17 protein-coding genes are annotated in these 16,524 nt (G+C 36.3%); 3 read left to right on the top strand and 14 right to left on the bottom strand.

Annotated features, from left to right (window positions below; all coding sequences use genetic code 11):
* Positions 1-4: 4 nt before the first annotated feature.
* The 7 genes from ACLMCG_RS15535 to panD all read right to left on the bottom strand — a co-directional run bounded on the left by ACLMCG_RS15535 (position 5) and on the right by panD (position 5,910).
* Complete coding sequence (locus ACLMCG_RS15535; protein WP_413959994.1) at positions 5-1,282, bottom strand: PP2C family serine/threonine-protein phosphatase; 1,278 nt, start codon at positions 1,280-1,282, stop codon at positions 5-7.
* The gene (locus tag ACLMCG_RS15530) at positions 1,282-2,325 is read right to left on the bottom strand and encodes a TerY-C metal binding domain-containing protein (protein WP_213280481.1); all 1,044 of its coding nucleotides are present in this window, start codon (positions 2,323-2,325) and stop codon (positions 1,282-1,284) included. The genes ACLMCG_RS15535 and ACLMCG_RS15530 overlap by 1 nt, the downstream gene beginning before the upstream one ends.
* Before the next feature lie 17 nt (positions 2,326-2,342).
* Positions 2,343-2,981 (bottom strand): vWA domain-containing protein, encoded by a 639-nt coding sequence (locus ACLMCG_RS15525; RefSeq protein WP_223599989.1) that lies wholly within the window; start codon positions 2,979-2,981, stop codon positions 2,343-2,345.
* Between the two features lie 88 nt (positions 2,982-3,069).
* A complete protein-coding gene (locus ACLMCG_RS15520) occupies positions 3,070-3,747 on the bottom strand; it encodes a TerD family protein (RefSeq protein ID WP_223599988.1) in 678 nt (225 codons plus the stop codon).
* 27 nt (positions 3,748-3,774) lie between these two features.
* Positions 3,775-4,350, bottom strand: a complete 576-nt coding sequence (locus ACLMCG_RS15515) for a TerD family protein (protein WP_047378867.1) — start codon at positions 4,348-4,350, stop codon at positions 3,775-3,777.
* A gap of 177 nt (positions 4,351-4,527) precedes the next feature.
* Positions 4,528-5,556, bottom strand: a complete 1,029-nt coding sequence (locus tag ACLMCG_RS15510; protein ID WP_413959995.1) for a lysylphosphatidylglycerol synthase transmembrane domain-containing protein — start codon at positions 5,554-5,556, stop codon at positions 4,528-4,530.
* A 3-nt stretch (positions 5,557-5,559) separates the two neighbouring features.
* Positions 5,560-5,910 carry an aspartate 1-decarboxylase gene (panD, locus tag ACLMCG_RS15505; RefSeq protein ID WP_047386679.1) on the bottom strand — a complete coding sequence of 117 codons (351 nt, stop codon included), beginning with the start codon at positions 5,908-5,910 and terminating at the stop codon, positions 5,560-5,562.
* A gap of 399 nt (positions 5,911-6,309) precedes the next feature.
* Between panD and ACLMCG_RS15500 the strand changes: the two genes are divergently transcribed.
* Positions 6,310-6,600, top strand: a complete 291-nt coding sequence (locus ACLMCG_RS15500; protein WP_002976900.1) for an HU family DNA-binding protein — start codon at positions 6,310-6,312, stop codon at positions 6,598-6,600.
* Between the two features lie 817 nt (positions 6,601-7,417).
* Here the strand turns inward: ACLMCG_RS15500 and pdxH are convergent.
* Positions 7,418-8,059 (bottom strand): pyridoxamine 5'-phosphate oxidase, encoded by a 642-nt coding sequence (pdxH, locus tag ACLMCG_RS15495; RefSeq protein WP_223599986.1) that lies wholly within the window; start codon positions 8,057-8,059, stop codon positions 7,418-7,420.
* Between the two features lie 24 nt (positions 8,060-8,083).
* On the opposite strand from pdxH, the gene ACLMCG_RS15490 reads away from it, so the two are divergent.
* Positions 8,084-8,632, top strand: a complete 549-nt coding sequence (locus ACLMCG_RS15490; protein ID WP_047420684.1) for a YqgE/AlgH family protein — start codon at positions 8,084-8,086, stop codon at positions 8,630-8,632.
* Between the two features lie 102 nt (positions 8,633-8,734).
* The gene (locus tag ACLMCG_RS15485; protein ID WP_413959996.1) at positions 8,735-9,316 is read left to right on the top strand and encodes an N-acetylmuramoyl-L-alanine amidase family protein; all 582 of its coding nucleotides are present in this window, start codon (positions 8,735-8,737) and stop codon (positions 9,314-9,316) included.
* Between the two features lie 85 nt (positions 9,317-9,401).
* Here the strand turns inward: ACLMCG_RS15485 and ACLMCG_RS15480 are convergent, their stop codons facing one another.
* The 6 genes from ACLMCG_RS15480 to ACLMCG_RS15455 form a co-directional block, all read right to left on the bottom strand.
* Positions 9,402-10,217 carry an aminotransferase class IV gene (locus ACLMCG_RS15480; protein WP_413959997.1) on the bottom strand — a complete coding sequence of 272 codons (816 nt, stop codon included), beginning with the start codon at positions 10,215-10,217 and terminating at the stop codon, positions 9,402-9,404.
* A gap of 78 nt (positions 10,218-10,295) precedes the next feature.
* A complete protein-coding gene (locus tag ACLMCG_RS15475) occupies positions 10,296-10,682 on the bottom strand; it encodes an START-like domain-containing protein (protein WP_034696870.1) in 387 nt (128 codons plus the stop codon).
* 188 nt (positions 10,683-10,870) lie between these two features.
* Positions 10,871-12,046, bottom strand: a complete 1,176-nt coding sequence (locus tag ACLMCG_RS15470) for an aspartate aminotransferase family protein (RefSeq protein WP_413960194.1) — start codon at positions 12,044-12,046, stop codon at positions 10,871-10,873.
* 96 nt (positions 12,047-12,142) lie between these two features.
* Positions 12,143-13,882, bottom strand: a complete 1,740-nt coding sequence (locus tag ACLMCG_RS15465; protein WP_413959998.1) for an OstA-like protein — start codon at positions 13,880-13,882, stop codon at positions 12,143-12,145.
* Between the two features lie 3 nt (positions 13,883-13,885).
* Positions 13,886-14,359 (bottom strand): Fur family transcriptional regulator, encoded by a 474-nt coding sequence (locus ACLMCG_RS15460; protein WP_047386665.1) that lies wholly within the window; start codon positions 14,357-14,359, stop codon positions 13,886-13,888.
* A gap of 66 nt (positions 14,360-14,425) precedes the next feature.
* The gene (locus tag ACLMCG_RS15455) at positions 14,426-16,420 is read right to left on the bottom strand and encodes a KUP/HAK/KT family potassium transporter (RefSeq protein ID WP_223599982.1); all 1,995 of its coding nucleotides are present in this window, start codon (positions 16,418-16,420) and stop codon (positions 14,426-14,428) included.
* Positions 16,421-16,524: the final 104 nt, after the last annotated feature.

Here is a 16,524-nt window from a genome sequence, read left to right as displayed (position 1 = left end):
GGTATTAATAGATTATTGCCAATGTTCGGTCATCGTGATTTCCTCTGCTCCAGAAATCGCTCCATATTAAAAGCTGCTCATCAATTTTTTCATCGTTGATAAAATCTGCTTTCGTCCGGTCATCATTATTTCCGGCAAAGTCTTCAAAAAGTGATTTCCAGCTTTCTATATCTTCCAGTTTATTTTCTGTGAGAAATTTCGGATCATAAATACCATCCGTCATCAGCACGAGATAGGAAAAATCATCCACACAGGTGATCCGGAAACGGGAAGCCATCTGATCGTTGAAAATTTCTTTCATGGTAATAAAACGTGTACCTCCACTAAATTCCCCCACATCCATCTGATTTAAAAGTTTCACTTCAGAAAAATCAGGATTGATGAGATTAATCGGGCAATCTCCTACTCCAAAACTGAGGATTACATACCCAAAACTAAACTTTTTAAGTAAAGTAAAAATCAGCGTAGCATGCAGATCACTTACAGACAGAGCATTTTCTGCTGCCGTTTTTTCTAATGTTTGATAGACATGTAAAACACTTTCCGATAAAATATTTTTGATATTTCGCTCAGCGTCCGATTGCTCTTCATTTGAAGAACCTGATGCATACATCTGATTGATATTATTTTCGATTTCGCCTACAATCTCCCTCGAATTGAAAAACTGACTTATCGTTGCCGTTGCCAATCTTGAACCTTCTCTTGCAGCAACTGCCGAGCCTGCTCCATCTGAAACAGAAACAATATTCCAATCTTCAGGAAGGTTATTCACCGAAAAATCATCTTCACGGAATTTTCCTTCATGGGCATGGGAACGTCCTCTTTTGGAAGCCACAACAATTTTTTTGTCTGAAAAAGAACCTTTGAAAGAATCTTCCTCAGATTTATAAAAAGCTGCATTTGTATCGCTTGGAATATTTTTCCACAAATCTTTCGGATCTGCGTTGACAAAGAGCTGTATTTTTTTTGTCTCAATCTGCTTCTGATCATGAATGTGATAAAACTGAACATCCAGATGATACATATTGTTGGTAACCGGAATTCCTGAAATTGTATCATTTTCAAAATTAAGTCCCGCTTCATCAAGACCACTGATATTCTGAATTTTTATGTTCGGAAAATCTTCCATGTCCAGATGGAATTCATAGAACTGCTTTGCACTGGCATTCTTTAATACCCAATGCGCATCTTTGAACTCTTCTTTTTCTTTATAAACGGCAGCCTGTTCCATCGTCTTTGGCTTAGAGTCAGAGGCTGATTTCCTGAAGAATTTACCCATCATTAGCCTAAGGTTCTGTTAATATCAAATCCTCCACCGGAAAACCCGTAATAATCCGAAGTTCCACACCATGGACATTTGCTGTATCCTTCTCCTCTCAGACAGTGAATGCCACCACAGGAGCAGGTTGCCAACGCAATAGGGTTGGCACAGTGAGGACATGAAGTTCCTCCATCCAGTTCTTCTATATTGATTTTAAGGTGAGTTTTCTGATTGGAAGAAAGTCTGTAGTAGGCTTTTTCATCAATTTTATAAGCTCCGTCCAGTCTGTAATATCTTGTTGCCATTCCGGGAATGCTTGATTCGGCAAATGCTTTTTTAAATTTCATCAGGTAAAGCTTCTCAGTTTCCTGACATTTCCCGTTTAATACTACAAAATTGTTATCCGGAAACCGCTGTTCCATTTCAGGGTCTACTTTCTCCAAAATAAGGGAATCGATTTTAGACAAATTAATCCCTTCCTTTTTGGCTTCTGTAACACTTTGGCTGGTTGTTTTAATAGAATCGGTTACCCATTTGAAAAATTCTTTATAGGAATTCTCATCAGAGTTATTAAACAACAGTACATTATCTGCTAATGAACCAAGAAGTTTGTAATTTGTATTTTCCCCAATAGATACGGCAATGGTATTGGATTTTCCGCTATACTTGTTATTCCACCTCTCAATAGCTTTGGTAGCATCATCAGTGGGAACTCCGTCTGTAAAAAGGAAAACAATGGGTTTCCAGTCTCCTTTTCTTTCATAGGTGGTTTTCACAATATCTCTGTCAATACAATCCATTACTTTAATCAATCCCTGAGAAAGTGATGTGCCACTCCCGATTGGAATTTTAGGTGGATAAAAGCTGATAATATCCTGCATAGGAGTAATCACTTCTGCTTCTCCTGCAAAACCTATCACGGAAATGTAAACGGTTTCGAGTGAATACGGATCTTTCTTTAATTCTCTGATGATATTGGCGATACCTTCCTGTACCTGCTCAATAGGTTCTCCTACCATAGATTCGGAGATGTCTACTAAAAAATAAATAGGCAGTCTTCTCATGCTGTAAAGACAATTTTTTAAATAATAATATTAAGCTCCGATGGTGGCGGAGGCAATGTGATATTTTCTCCAGTATTCTGCGAATGTCCTCCCTGTGTAATGGAAGAACTTACCCATCTGAAAAAGGAAGAAAGGGTAATAGCGTCTGTGGTATCCAGTTTCACCACATGATCGGTCAGTTCCTTCAAAAACTGTTCATCAGCCTTCGGGCCGGCAGCACAGCCTACGATGGCACCAAATTCCAGTCCTCTGATCACAGGAATCATCTGTCTGTATTTCTGAATATCCGAAGGTTTTCCATCTGTAAATATAAAAAGTAACGGCTGCCAGTCTCCTTTTGTATCCGCTGATTCTTTTACAATCTCTTTCTTCACCAATTCTGAAACCATTTCCAATGCAGCTCCCGTGTGGGTTGGCCCGCTGTCCGGACAGGTAATTTCCATGGGATAAAAACTCGCCAGATCTGTCAAAGGAATAATATTTTTCACTTCTCTATCGAAAGTGATAACGCTTAGATGCAGACTGTCCATTGCCTGTGGATCTGCACGAAGCATACTGATTAATCCGTTAAATCCGTTATTCAGTGCCTGAATAGGCTCACCGTTCATAGAACCTGAGGTATCTAATAAAAAATAAGCTAATAATCTCCTGCTCATTATATGACAAATATTAAGTCTGAAGCCGGCGGAGGGAGTCGGAGACTTCCAAGCCGGCTTTTATTTTGGTTTGATAAAAATTTAGAATCTAGTTGGAATAAGCGTACTGCTGTCTCAGAATGTCTATAAAGTTATCTGTATGATGCGGCTCTCCTACAGCGCGGAATTTCCAGTCGCCATTGTGACGGTATGCTTCTGCAAAAACCATTGCACACTTACCATTCATACTTGAATCTCCTGAAAGGCTGTATTTTGTAATTTCTTTTCCTGTAGCATCCACCGCACGGATAAATGCATTTTCGATCATTCCGAAGTGTTGGTTATTCGTTCTTCCCTGATAAATGGTAACAATGAATACTATTTTCTGATAACTCTGGTCCAGCTGATCCAGCCTTACAATAATCTGCTCATCATCCCCATCTCCTGCTCCGGTTCTGTTGTCTCCTGTAAGCCATACATTCCCGCTTGGGTGCTGCATAGAATTAAAGAAAACCACATCTCCCTGATAAAGCCCCATCTGTCTTCCGTCATTAGTTTGTACCGTTCTTCCAAGATTGGCTACTTTGCCGTTGCCATCTAAAAGGAAAGCTACTGCATCAAGGTCATATTCGGCTTCTTTGCTGAACAGTTTTCCAAAGAATCCTCCGCCTTGCTTTCTTACATCCCATCCTAAGCCAATGGTTACTTTTGAAAGATCATAAACGCTTTCTCCGCGGTCATTCTTTCTTAAATCTATCGTTTGTCCTTTCTGTAAATTAATTGCCATAGTTATAGTTTTGTGTATTTGATGATTTTATTTGATAATTTGTCCTTTGTAGTATTTCTCTAAAAAGAAGCCAAGATCTGCTCTGTATCCTATTCCTGAAGCTTCAAATTTCCAGCTTCCGTTTCTTTTGTACAGCCTTCCGAACTCTACACCGGTTTCAATAGAGAAATCTTCATCCAGCTCATATTTTGCAATTTCCTGGTTTGAATGATTATCAACAACTCGGATATAAGAGTTTCTTACCTGTCCGAAATTCTGTCTTCTTCTTTCAAAATCTTCTATAGTGACTACGAAAAGAATCTCTTCCACCCTTGAATCTACTTTATCAAGATCTATTACGATGGCTTCATCATCGTCACCATCACTGTTTTTACCATTAGGATCATCACCTGTATGAGTAAGAGCTCCGTCCGGAGAATTCAGGTTATTGTAAAAAACGAAATATTCTTCGCTTACTAGTTTTCTGTCAGAATCAATCATGATTGCAGAAGCATCCAGGTCAAAATCGTAGCCGGTTCCTTCATTGGGATCCCAGCCTAATCCAATCGTCATTTTCGTCAATCCTATGTCGATCTTTTGCCCTTTCTGTAGATTAATTGCCATAGTGTTTTATATTATGATTATTTTTCGCATTAAGATAGAAGTGATTTATGACCTGACCAAATTTATTTAGGAAAAAATGATCTACAGAGCGCAATTAAAGCTGTTTAAGTCACCCATCACCATAAAAAAAGGTCCAATTAAAAAATTGAACCTTGTATTGTATAAAAGAGTATTAAATTAATTTTCAAAATCCTTATCTGAAACGGCAGCATTTCTTGCTTTGGCCAGCATAGGAATGGAAATCAGTCCCATCACCAGCATGATCACAATCTGCAGCGGTAAAGAAATAAAAGAATATGTCAATCCCATCTCCCCTCCGAAATCAGCACTTTTTCCTACGGATATAAAAAGCGCCATAAAGCCATACTTCATCGCAAGGTTATAAGCCCCAATACCTCCACTGGCAGGAATAATCATTCCCAATGTTCCTACTACAATAATAAAGAAACCGTCTGCAAAAGTAAATGCAGATGTTTCCGGAAGTGCAAAGCAAACCAGATAAGCCGCTAAATAATAACAAATCCAGATTCCTAATGTATAAAGGATGAATTTTCCCTTTTCTTTTAATTTAAAAATAGACATTATCCCCTGGAAAATTCCATCAATAAAGTTGACAATTTTTCCTAAAAAAGGAATTCCTGAAAGTTTCTTTTTGAATACAAAAAACAAAACGGTTCCCACAATCAGAATTGAAAGGACCAATACAATCTTATTAGGATTCATACTGATTCCTGAATTTTTATAGAAGGACAGAATTGCATCGTATTTAAACAACAATGTCAATCCTAAGAAACCAAGCATACATATCAAATCTACCACTCGTTCCAAAATAATCGTTCCAAAAGATTTGTCCACAGGTACTTTTTCTACCCCATACAAAGCCGTAGCTCTTGCCACTTCACCACTTCTTGGAATGGTAAGGTTCATCAGATATCCAAATGATATGGACCAAAGAGCATTAGAATTTGAAATTCTGTGTCCCATGGGTTCAAGCATCAGGTTCCAGCGAATGGCCCTAAACCAATACGCAAGAAGACCAAATACAGAAGCAAACAATACCCACAGATAATTTGCTTTTGCCAATGACTTCTGGATGACTTTAAAATCAAGACCTCTTAAGGCAAGCCATAAAAAAAAGCCTGCAAAAGCAAGCGATATTACTATTGTTAATATTGATTTTACGGGACTTTTTGATGTTTTCTCCATGTACTAGGTAAGAAGATTTGTTTTTTCATCCGGGAAAACGATCTTTGGCTGGAAGTCTTTAGCCTCTTCCGGGGTCATCTGCGCATAAGCAATAACGATGATAATATCATCTTTCTGTACTTTTCTTGCCGCTGGCCCGTTCAGACATACTTCTCCGGATTTTCTTTTTCCTTTGATAACGTACGTGTCAAAACGTTCTCCGTTGTTCACATTCACAATATAGACCCTCTCTCCTACTACCAGACCGGCAGCTTCAATAAGATCTTCATCTATTGTTATACTTCCTATATAATTAAGGTCAGAGGCAGTTACTCTCACCCTATGAATCTTAGACTTGAAAACTTCTATTAGCATGTTGCAAATTTATTAATAAAAATTAATAAATCAGGTCTTTAGTATCATTTAAAAACTCCCACAAACACAGGCGTTTAATTTCACAGAACACAAAGATTCTGAAAATTACTTATAGATTTAATAATCATATGGTCAAAAAAATTAATTGTTTATACAGAATTTAGGATTTAATAAATACGAAAAATAATATTAACTTTTTGCTAAAGTCAATAAACATAAGCATTTGGCATGATTTTAGTAACCTGTAACGTAGATTTTCTGTAAAAAGTGGAATTATCATATTTTAACCAATTTCACCGAAAAGCAAAAAAATTTTACAAGTTTTAATAAAAAAATTGCACAATTAGAAAATAGTATTATATTTGCTATAATTACGAACTAACTTTAATATTAAAAATTATGAACAAGTCTGAATTAATCGACGCAATCGCTAAAGATGCAGGTATCACTAAAGTTGCAGCAAAAGCTGCTTTAGAATCTTTCATTGGTAACGTAACTACTACATTAAAGAAAAAAGACGGAAAAGTGTCTTTAGTAGGTTTCGGTACTTTCTCAGTAGCTGAGAGAGCTGCTAGACAAGGGATTAACCCTGCAACTAAAAAACCGATCAAGATCGCTGCTAAAAAAGTTGCTAAATTTAAAGCTGGAGCTGATTTGTCAAATGCAGTTTCAGGTGCTAAGAAAAAATAATCATTCAGATTAAAAAAATTCAAGGGCTGTTTCTTAGAAATAGCCTTTTTTTGTGTTCAAATAATAGAATAAATTAAACCATTAAGAAGGTTTAAGCGGTTAAGAATTATAAGTTTTGGCTAAAGCCGTTATTATTGATACAAATAAATAAGCGGGCTAAAGCCCACCTCTATTGATATACATTTTCATAATTTAATCAAAATAAGCAAACAACTGATAATCAAATGACAATATTTATAATTCTCTAATCATTCAATAGGAACGGGCAATCATCCTGAGCGTGGTCGAAAGGAGCCATTAAAAAACATCACCAATTCCGATGGCTTCATCCAAAACTTAAAAAGGTTTAATCTGCCTTATTTCATTACTTTTCAAAATAAGCTGTACAATATCAAGTTTCAGCTAAAGCTTTTATCATTGATACAAATAAATAAGCGGGCTAAAGCTCACCTCTATTGATAATGCATTCATAATTTGATCAAGATCAACAAGAATCAAGCAAATAACTGATAATCAAATGACAAATTCCTAATTCTTTAACCATTTTCAATAGGAACGGGCTTTAGCCCGTTAAAAAACATCACCAATTCCGATGGCTTCAGCCAAAACTTAAAAAGGTTATAATCTGCCTGATTTCATTACTTTTCAAAATAAGCTGTACAATATCAAGTTTCAGCTAAAGCTTTTAACATTGATACAAATAAATAAGCGGGCTTTTGCCCGCTTCTATTGATAGTACAAAGTTTAAATTTTCAGTATTCGTTTATAGTAAAAACGAACACCACTAATTTCTAGCTTCTAATATCTAATTCCTTATTTAAGGAGCCAGTCTTGAAATTTTCCAATCCAGATCTTCCAGCTGGTAAATAATTCTGTCGTGAAGACGGTTGGGTCTGCCCTGCCAGAATTCAATTTCATAAGGTCTTGCCAGATATCCACCCCAATTGGAAGGTCTTGGAACTTCAGTATTTTCATATTCTTTTTCCAGTTCTTTTAATTTACCTTCCAAAAACTCTCTGTTCGGAATCACCTGGCTCTGTGGAGAAACTACAGCTCCCAACTGGCTTCCTTTAGGTCTTGAATGGAAATAACCATCACTTAAGTTTTCTGCCAGCTTCTCAAGATCAGCTTTAATGATGATTTGTCTTTCAAGATTAGGCCAGAAGAAATGCAGGCATGCTTTATGATTGTTTTCTATTGCTTTTCCCTTTCGGCTGTTGTAGTTGGTATAAAAAATAAATCCTTCATGGGTATATGCTTTAAGAAGAACCATTCTTGTTCTCGGACACCCGTCTTCCTCTACAGTAGAAACAGCCATAGCATTGGATTCTGAGATCATTGGGCTCTCACTGGCCTCCAAAAACCAGTCTCTGAACTGCTCAATTGGATTTTGTTTTATCTCACTTTCAATAAGTTGGGATTTCTCGTACACTTTTCTTTTGTCGTGCAGGTTTTCCATAAATATTTTTTATTAAATTTGAGTATGAATCACTCATACAAAGGTAAAATATTAATCTCGACACCTGACATTTCCGGCGATATTTTTTCAAGATCGGTCGTGTTGGTTATTGAACATAATGAAAGTGGTGCATTTGGTTTGATACTGAATAAAAAGAACAGCCAGATGAGCAGCAAGTTCAAAGATTTTTTTGACTTTAAAATTGAGGTGTATGATGGAGGTCCTGTAGAGAACGACAAAGTGTTTTTTATTGTAAAAGGTAAGAGGGTTACTGAGATCTATACAGACATCACAGATGAATATTATCTTACAGAAGATATTGAACGTATCATTAACGCTGTTTTGAGCAGCGAACTGGATATTGAGCACATCAAAATATTTTCAGGCTATTCAGGATGGTCTCCAGGTCAGCTTGACACTGAAGTTCAAAGAAAAATGTGGACGGTAGTGGATGTTTATAATCTGGATTATACGCTTCCAAACGATCAGACCCTTTGGAAATCTATTATGCAGAATCTTGGTGGTGAGTTTCTTCTCTGGGCGAATTCACCTGAAGACATTTCGCTGAATTAATGTAGTATTTTCATATCAATCAGACAATTAACAAACTTTAAGATTCCTTTAACCAATTTTAAAGAAAGTTTTTCCGTTCTTTGAAAAACTAAAATCACTGATATGAAAGGTATTACATTACTTGCTTTATCAATATTTTCTACCGCATTTTTATCATTTACTCCCATTAACAAAAAATATATTGTCATAGATGCCGGTCATGGCGGAAATGATTTTGGGGCTACGCATGGTGAAATTCGTGAAAAAAATATATCATTAAGTGTTGCTAAGGAAATCCAGAAGATCAATGAAAGCCAGGATAAATATGAAATCATTCTGACAAGGGATTCTGACACGTATCCTACTCTTTCCGAAAGGACAGCTCAGATCAATAAACTTAATCCTGAAATGGTGATTTCACTCCATGTCAACACTTCTCCTGAACAAGAGAGATCTGATAACGGTTTTGAAGTTTACACTCAGAATTCTGATGTTTCAAAGGAGTTAGCCGGAAAAATTTACAAGAAATTCAATGCCCGCAAAATATCGGAGAGCAATCTTCATATTTTAAGAGAAACTAAAGCACCTGCTGTATTGGTAGAGCTTGGATTCATCAATAATTCTGAAAACAGGAATTATATAACGAGTGAGAAAGGGCAGAAAGAAATCGCACAGAAATTTGTTGAAATCATCAACGAATACTAAATAAAATAAACAATTTCTGATTTAATCAGAATAAAACCCGGTAAAGGACTTCTGGAACTTTGTTGTTTACCGGGTTTGTCAATTTTTATTGATTAAAACTTTTCTTCCAGCTTTCCACTAATTCTGAGAAACGGGAATTTTCAAAAGTCTTGTTTCTTATCTTACCTACAGAAAATATACCTTTCTCTTCGGAAATCATTAAAATCTCTTCAGCTTTCTGAGATTCAAATGCGATGATCTCGTGTTCCTGGATATCAGCAAGGTTATTTTTATGTAAAAAAGTAACAAAGTTTTCCATCAAAGGAGAAATGTAAGCTCCTTCAGTCTGCTTGGGTACTTTAATAACATCGCCTTCTAAAAAAAGAAGATTTCCGGCAGTGGTACGTGCTATTCTTTTGTTTGGGTTCAGAAGAATAACGTCATCAAGGTCATTTTCCTGGGCATAGATCGCTCCGTAGATATTTTCCGGGCAGTGAACTCTGATATTGCTCAGAAGGTTGTTATTAACGTTAATTTCTTTAATCAAATCCAATTCTAAAGATCTTTGATGAACTGACAATACATCTGCTAACTCTGAAACTTCGTAAAAATAGGAAACAGAAGATTTTGCCAATGTTACACCGTCATTATTCCTGAACACCTGGAAATTGATAATCCCGTTCTTTACTCCTTTACCTTCAATAATTTCTTTTTGAAAAAGTGTCTGGAAAAACTCCAGGGTGTAAGTTAAAGGAATATTCATTCTCATTTTTCTCATGGAAGCCATCAGGAAAAAATAGCATTCTTCGTCCATGATCAATCCACCATTTCTTACAAAGAAAGAAATTTTCACTGAGTCGCCCCAAAGGAAGGCTCTGTTCTTTACATTTAACTCGTCTGATGTAAAATATTGATTTTCCAATTTTTGATGTGATTTATTTACAAAAAAATAATGAACGATAAATCGTTCATCAGTTTTATCATTTAATATAGCCCGGTATTATGCCGCACCTAGTTTTATTCTCAGGTTTTCAATAAGATTTTCCCAATACATTGCATTTTCCTCTTCATCACCTTCTTCACAGAAATCTGTAATATTTAAAGCCAGATCTTCTGTAATATCATCAATTGTGATAGTCATTTCAAAGAAATTTTTTGTTCCTTCATCTTCTTCCCATCTGAAACGCACGAAACCTTCAGGCTTATATCTGATCAAAGTGGCCTTCTCAGCAGGTCCTCCACCCCAGCTAAAAAAGAAATCATCGCCTTTCTCTGTTACCTCATCCGCAAACCATTCAGACAATCCCTCTGCAGTCGCCAGATATTCATATAAAATCTCTGATAAACAGTGCATTGGAAATTCGTAATGGACTTTATGTTTCGCCATATAATCTTTTTTTTATCGTCCCGCAATATATAAATTAATTTTTTTATTACGCAAAAAAACAATTACTTTTTTAAAGAATCAGTATGATATTTATCACGGGATTTAAATCCTTATTTCATTAATTTTTAATGGTTAAAACTGTCATGTAAAGCATAAAAAAATCTCTCCTTTCCGGAGAGATTATATCTTTAATTTTCGTTCAGTATATCAAGAATAATCTGACATCCTTCTCTGATTTCATCTTTGGATAATGTAAGAGGCGGAGAGATTCTCAGGTATTCATTTCTGTATAGCTGCCAGAAGACAACAAGCCCTTTCTCCATACATTTTTTCGCTACTTCCAGTGTATATTCCGGTGTTCCGAGATTCACGGCAAGCATTAAACCTTTGCCATTGATATTTTTAATTTTAGGATGAACTAAAAGTTCTCTGAACAGTTTTTCTTTTTCTTCCACTTCATTCATCAATCCGCTGTCCAGCACTTCTTTTAAAGTAGCGTAACTTGCGGCTGAAATCAATGGATTTCCACCAAAAGTAGTAATATGACCAAGCTTTGGTGAGTGTGATAAGCTTTCCATAATTTCTCTGGAACTCATAAAAGCTCCTACAGGAACTCCTCCTCCCATTCCTTTACCCATCACCAGGATATCCGGAACGATTCCAAAGTGTTCAAAAGAAAATAACTTTCCTGTTCTTCCAAATCCGGGCTGAATTTCATCTAAAATCAAAAGTGCTCCTACTTCTTCACATCTTCTTTTTAGTTTGACCAGATAGTCTTTATCGGGAACCAGAAACCCTGCTGCTCCCTGAATGGTTTCAAGGATAACACAAGCCGTTTTCTCAGTGATTTTATCGAAATCTTTTTCATTATTAAATTCAATGAAAGAAACCATTGGCAGTAAGGGACGGAATTCTCTTTTATGGGTTTCATTTCCTGAAACACTTAAAGCACCATGGGTATTTCCGTGATAAGAGTCTTTAAAGGAAACAATTTCTTCTCTTCCGGTATATCGTTTTGCCAGCTTCAGACTTCCGTCAATAGCTTCGGCACCACTGTTTACAAGATAGGTAACTTCCAAAGGATCCGGAGTAGCTTCTGCAAGCAGTCTGCATAAAGCAATAGGCTTTTCCTGCGCATATTCGCCATATACCATGACGTGAAGGTATTTATCTGCCTGTTCTTTGATTGCATTTACGATCTTAGGATGTGAATGTCCCAGCGTATTGGCAGAAACTCCTGCTACAAAGTCAAGATATCTTTTTCCGTCTGTACCGTAAATATAGCTTCCTTCTGCTTTTTCAACTTCAAAACCTGCTGCAAATTTTGTGGTTTGAGCCTGATATATAAAAAAATCTTTATGCATTTCCATTGTCTCCAAAATTTCAGCAAAGCTATAAAAGATTCATTAAAGGTTAAAATTAATCCACAAAAAAAGACCAGTGAGTACTGGTCTTTTATATTATTTTCTGGTTCGTTTCGGCTTTTTAGCTTCTTCTTTCGCTTTTTCGTCATCAATTGCTTTCTGCGCTTTATCGAAGAGTTCGCTATCGGCGGTATATTGTATTTCTTCGTTGTTCGGGGTGTCTACAAGAATATCCTGCCATTTTCGGATCCGGTCTTTCGTATTCCAGTTAAAATCGGGGAACTTCCTTCGTGCAGGTTCTATTTTACTCATCGGATAAGTGTCTGAATTTGCTCCGATACTGCATGAAATAATCTGCAGGGCTCTTTCTTCAAACAATGCTCCGATAATTCCACAGGTAGAAAGGGTAATTCCGATTCTTTCCGGTTTTTTGGTTTCCTGATCGGTATCATCTACATAGACAATAGACTGGGCATTTCCAACGACTCTGGCTTCTTTAATATCATTTTTCTCATAGTAAACCGTCATGAATTTTCCTTTTACCTGGTTGAATTCATCTTTTAGATTGAGTGAGTCTACTTTACTGATGGCAAAGGCATTTCCGATTACTTTTAATGAGTCTATATCTTCTGTTTTGGTATTAAAATAAGCTTCTACTTTATCGCCGGTCACCTGTTTTTCACCGCTCCACAGAATGGGACTTGTGTACATATGCATTACTCCATCTGTTTCATTGAAAGCAATAGAATCTGCTCTTCCCTGTGCGTTGGATTTATAAATACGGGCTTTTTTAAAAGCTCTGAGATAGCTTTTCTTCACTTTAATATCAAGAGAATCCGGTCTTTGGTAAGAGATAATTTTTTCTGCTGCAAAATAAATGGAATCTTTTTCCATCACTTTTACGGCATAAGGGTTTTTCGTCATCATCGCAGAGTCTTTTTTCTCAAAAATCTCTCCGTACCCTCCTTTTATATATCTTCTTTCTTTTGGATCATCAAGGGTTACATTCCCGGTTGCTTTACCAAATCCTGAGATCTGATTGTAGTACATATCATCACCGGTAAGAATTTTCTCATTATAAAAGATTCTGGAGTTTTTGGTTAAATAAGCCTCCTTGGAATCCATTTTATAAGTTCCTTTTTCAGTGTAGATTCTGTTTCTTGGATTGGTTTTGCTGGTAATGGTTGTTGGACCATTAAAATCTGCTATTTTAGTATTCTGATTCTGCTTGATATTAGGGCCTTCTATGGTATATTGAGGCGTTTCTATTTTCACATTACCAGTAAGGTCTACAACTCTTGTATTGAGGAAATACGTTCCTACTTTGGCATAGGTTACATTCTGGCCATCTGAGATCGTTCCTCCTGTATTAAAATAAGCCTGATTAGCCAGTCTGTCATAATACAGAATATCTGTTTTTATTGTTTGTTTAGGATCGGTTAAGACCACGTTTTTTCTGGCAACACCTTTTTGGGTATTGGCATCGTATTCCATTTCTCCTGCTGTAATTACGGAGCCATCTGTATTTTGAAGTCTTGTATTACCTATTGCTTTTACAAAATTTTCTTCATTATACAGGACTACTTCATCCGCAGTAAGAATGGATCCCTGATGTTCAATCTGAACATGACCGGTAAAATATTGGTTTCCGTCGTATTTTTCAGGGTCTTTCTTGATTTCGTCCGCATGGATGATCTTTACTTTATCTTCGGGTCTCACCTGTTTGGGCTGAGCCGTTGAAGGAGCCTGCAAATAGGGATCTCTCTTCACAGAAGTTTTTTCCTGCGCAAAGTTTAGCGTAGAAATAAAGATTAACAGAAAAAGGATTATTCTCATTAATTAGTCATTCTTAGTGCCATAGAAATATAGCGAATGAGAATCAATTCTTACGCCAAACGCTTCTTCGATGGCTTCTTTGATTCCTTGGATCCTTGGGTCACAGAATTCAATAATTTCTTCAATCTCTTTATCAGAGTCTTTTTTGTAGATCACCAGGTGGTCATGCTGTTTGTCAAAATAAGACTTCTCATAAGATGAAGAGGTCAATGTCTTTTCTCCGAACTGATGCTTACGGATCAAACCTGCATCAAGGAAAATTTCAATAGTGTTGTAAATCGTTGCTTTGGAAACATGATATTTCTTCTGCATCATCAGAAGATACAGATCATCAACGTTGAAGTGATGATCCATATTATAAATCTCTTCTAATATCGTATATCTTTCAGGTGTGTTTCTGAACCCTTTTTCTAATAAGTAGTTTCTCAAAACATCCTTGATCAAAGCTATATTTTTTTCTTTTTGTACTGTATCCATTAAAAAAATTATCTACAAATTTATTGAATTTTATTTAAATAGATAGTATGGTTAGATGCCATAAGGCTAAGAGTTGTGTCGGAAGTACCCCGACTGCTCAATCTTATTATCATAAACCGTAAGTTCTGTAATAGGTGCAGATTCTACTTCAACGTTATGAGAAGATACTCCCCAAGCCTTAAAGTCATCACTTCCGATATACTTCACAAAGTTATAAATGTTAAGAATAATCTTTTGTTTAACAGTTAAAAGGATATCGTTGATATAAGTATTATCTATGATTACATATTTAAGATCCGGCGGTATTTCATGAGATCTTAATGAAGGGTGGCTGCTTCTTGAAGGAATAGTTCCATCAGCCATTAAATCTTTAAGAACCATATTGAAATAGTCATTGATTCTTCGGTCTACTTTAAATCCTAAAAGGAAGTTGATTTTATATACTGTTCCGGGAAGAATTTCATCTACTGTATATTTGAAAGTATAGGGATCTTCCTGGTTTACGATGCTCAGGATAAAATAATGATCTGCTCTTTTCGGCTGTTTTTTGATGATGGAATAGATGATTTTTGATTCCACTTCATCATTTCTTTTTGCTCTGCTCAGATAAGCAAGGTTTGTAGCATATTTCGGTATGGTTTCGTCCAGTTTCATATCTTTAAGGATGGACACGTATTTTTCAATTTTCACAAACTGGATAAATCTTGTTTTGATCAGTCGTCCGTTATACCATGCATACATAGAAAGTCCGATAGAACCAGCCAATACAACGGTAATCCAACCTCCTTCCATGAATTTGATGATGTTGGCACTGAAGAAACCTAATTCAATAGCCATATAAACAAATGCAAAAAATAAAATCAATATTTTGCTTACTCTTTGTTTCAATAACCAGAACACAAGCAGGATTGTTGTCATCAGCATCGTAACTGTAATGGAAAGTCCATACGCGGCTTCCATTTTTCCGGATTCCCTGAAATGCAGAACGACAATAATACACAGAATAAGAAGTCCCCAGTTGATTCTTGGGATATACATTTGTCCTTTAACTCCGGAAGGGTAATCAATTTTTTGATTAGGCCACAGGTTAAGAGACATTGCTTCTGAGAAGATGGTAAAAGAACCTGTAATCAATGCCTGGCTGGCAATAATTGCAGCGGCTGTTGCCAAAATTACTCCCGGGATGATCATCCATTCTTCCATAATTCCAAAGAACGGGTTTACTACTGAAAATCCAGGTTTGTTGTAATTAGTCAAAAGCCAAGCTCCCTGTCCAAGATAGTTTAGAATAAGCATGATTTTAACAAATCCCCAACTTACTCTGATGTTTTTTGCACCACAGTGTCCTAAGTCTGAATAAAGGGCTTCTGCTCCCGTTGTACAAAGGAAAACAGCACCTAAAATAACAATGGCACTTGGTGAGTTGACAATAAGTTTATAAGCATAGTAAGGATTGAAAGATCTTAATATCTCAAAATTCTCACTTAAATGCATCACTCCCAAACCTCCTAATACTAAGAACCAAACAACCATTACAGGGCCAAAAAACTTCCCGATAAAGCTGGTTCCGAATTGCTGTACCACAAAAATAACAATCAGAATTCCAATGGTGATTGGTACAACAGGGGTATGAGGATTATAAATTTCCAGACCTTCAATAGCCGACATTACGGTAAGCGATGGCGTAATTACCCCGTCTGCAATAAGAGCGGCTGCTCCTACAATGGCAATCAGATACAACCATCCTTTCTTAAGATTTTTAACTAGTGAAAACAAAGCAAGAATACCTCCTTCACCCTTGTTATCTGCTCTTAAAGCGATGATCACATATTTTATTGTGGTCTGCAGGGTAAGTGTCCAAATAATACAGGAAAGAGCACCTTCTATGTATTCATTGAAAGGCATATTACTCCCTTGGAATCTTGCATTCACAATTGCTTTCATTACGTAAAGCGGAGAGGTACCAATATCTCCAAAAACAATTCCTAGAGACACTAAAACTCCCATAAAGGAAAGCTTCTTTATATCGAAGTGGTAACCATCTTCTGTAACTTCTGCCATATCAGCTTAATTTATTTTAAAGGCGCAAATTTATACTAATTTTATGACGTCAAGAATTTTTCTTCATGAATATAATAAATGAAAAAACTTCCTTTCGGAAGTTT

The sequence above is a fragment of the Chryseobacterium sp. S90 genome, assembly GCF_047444895.1.
Classification (GTDB): Bacteria; Bacteroidota; Bacteroidia; order Flavobacteriales; family Weeksellaceae; genus Chryseobacterium.
Note: the sequence above shows the minus strand (reverse complement) of the source record. Positions and strands in the feature narration are given on the sequence as shown.

Coding starts and splice junctions, on each gene's coding strand:
- ACLMCG_RS15535 (WP_413959994.1), bottom strand. CDS start 1,282: ATGATGGGTAAATTCTTCAGGAAATCAGCCTCTGACTCTAAGCCAAAG.
- ACLMCG_RS15530 (WP_213280481.1), bottom strand. CDS start 2,325: ATGAGAAGACTGCCTATTTATTTTTTAGTAGACATCTCCGAATCTATG.
- ACLMCG_RS15525 (WP_223599989.1), bottom strand. CDS start 2,981: ATGAGCAGGAGATTATTAGCTTATTTTTTATTAGATACCTCAGGTTCT.
- ACLMCG_RS15520 (WP_223599988.1), bottom strand. CDS start 3,747: ATGGCAATTAATTTACAGAAAGGACAAACGATAGATTTAAGAAAGAAT.
- ACLMCG_RS15515 (WP_047378867.1), bottom strand. CDS start 4,350: ATGGCAATTAATCTACAGAAAGGGCAAAAGATCGACATAGGATTGACG.
- ACLMCG_RS15510 (WP_413959995.1), bottom strand. CDS start 5,556: ATGGAGAAAACATCAAAAAGTCCCGTAAAATCAATATTAACAATAGTA.
- panD (WP_047386679.1), bottom strand. CDS start 5,910: ATGCTAATAGAAGTTTTCAAGTCTAAGATTCATAGGGTGAGAGTAACT.
- ACLMCG_RS15500 (WP_002976900.1), top strand. CDS start 6,310: ATGAACAAGTCTGAATTAATCGACGCAATCGCTAAAGATGCAGGTATC.
- pdxH (WP_223599986.1), bottom strand. CDS start 8,059: ATGGAAAACCTGCACGACAAAAGAAAAGTGTACGAGAAATCCCAACTT.
- ACLMCG_RS15490 (WP_047420684.1), top strand. CDS start 8,084: ATGAATCACTCATACAAAGGTAAAATATTAATCTCGACACCTGACATT.
- ACLMCG_RS15485 (WP_413959996.1), top strand. CDS start 8,735: ATGAAAGGTATTACATTACTTGCTTTATCAATATTTTCTACCGCATTT.
- ACLMCG_RS15475 (WP_034696870.1), bottom strand. CDS start 10,682: ATGGCGAAACATAAAGTCCATTACGAATTTCCAATGCACTGTTTATCA.
- ACLMCG_RS15470 (WP_413960194.1), bottom strand. CDS start 12,046: ATGCATAAAGATTTTTTTATATATCAGGCTCAAACCACAAAATTTGCA.
- ACLMCG_RS15465 (WP_413959998.1), bottom strand. CDS start 13,882: ATGAGAATAATCCTTTTTCTGTTAATCTTTATTTCTACGCTAAACTTT.
- ACLMCG_RS15460 (WP_047386665.1), bottom strand. CDS start 14,359: ATGGATACAGTACAAAAAGAAAAAAATATAGCTTTGATCAAGGATGTT.
- ACLMCG_RS15455 (WP_223599982.1), bottom strand. CDS start 16,420: ATGGCAGAAGTTACAGAAGATGGTTACCACTTCGATATAAAGAAGCTT.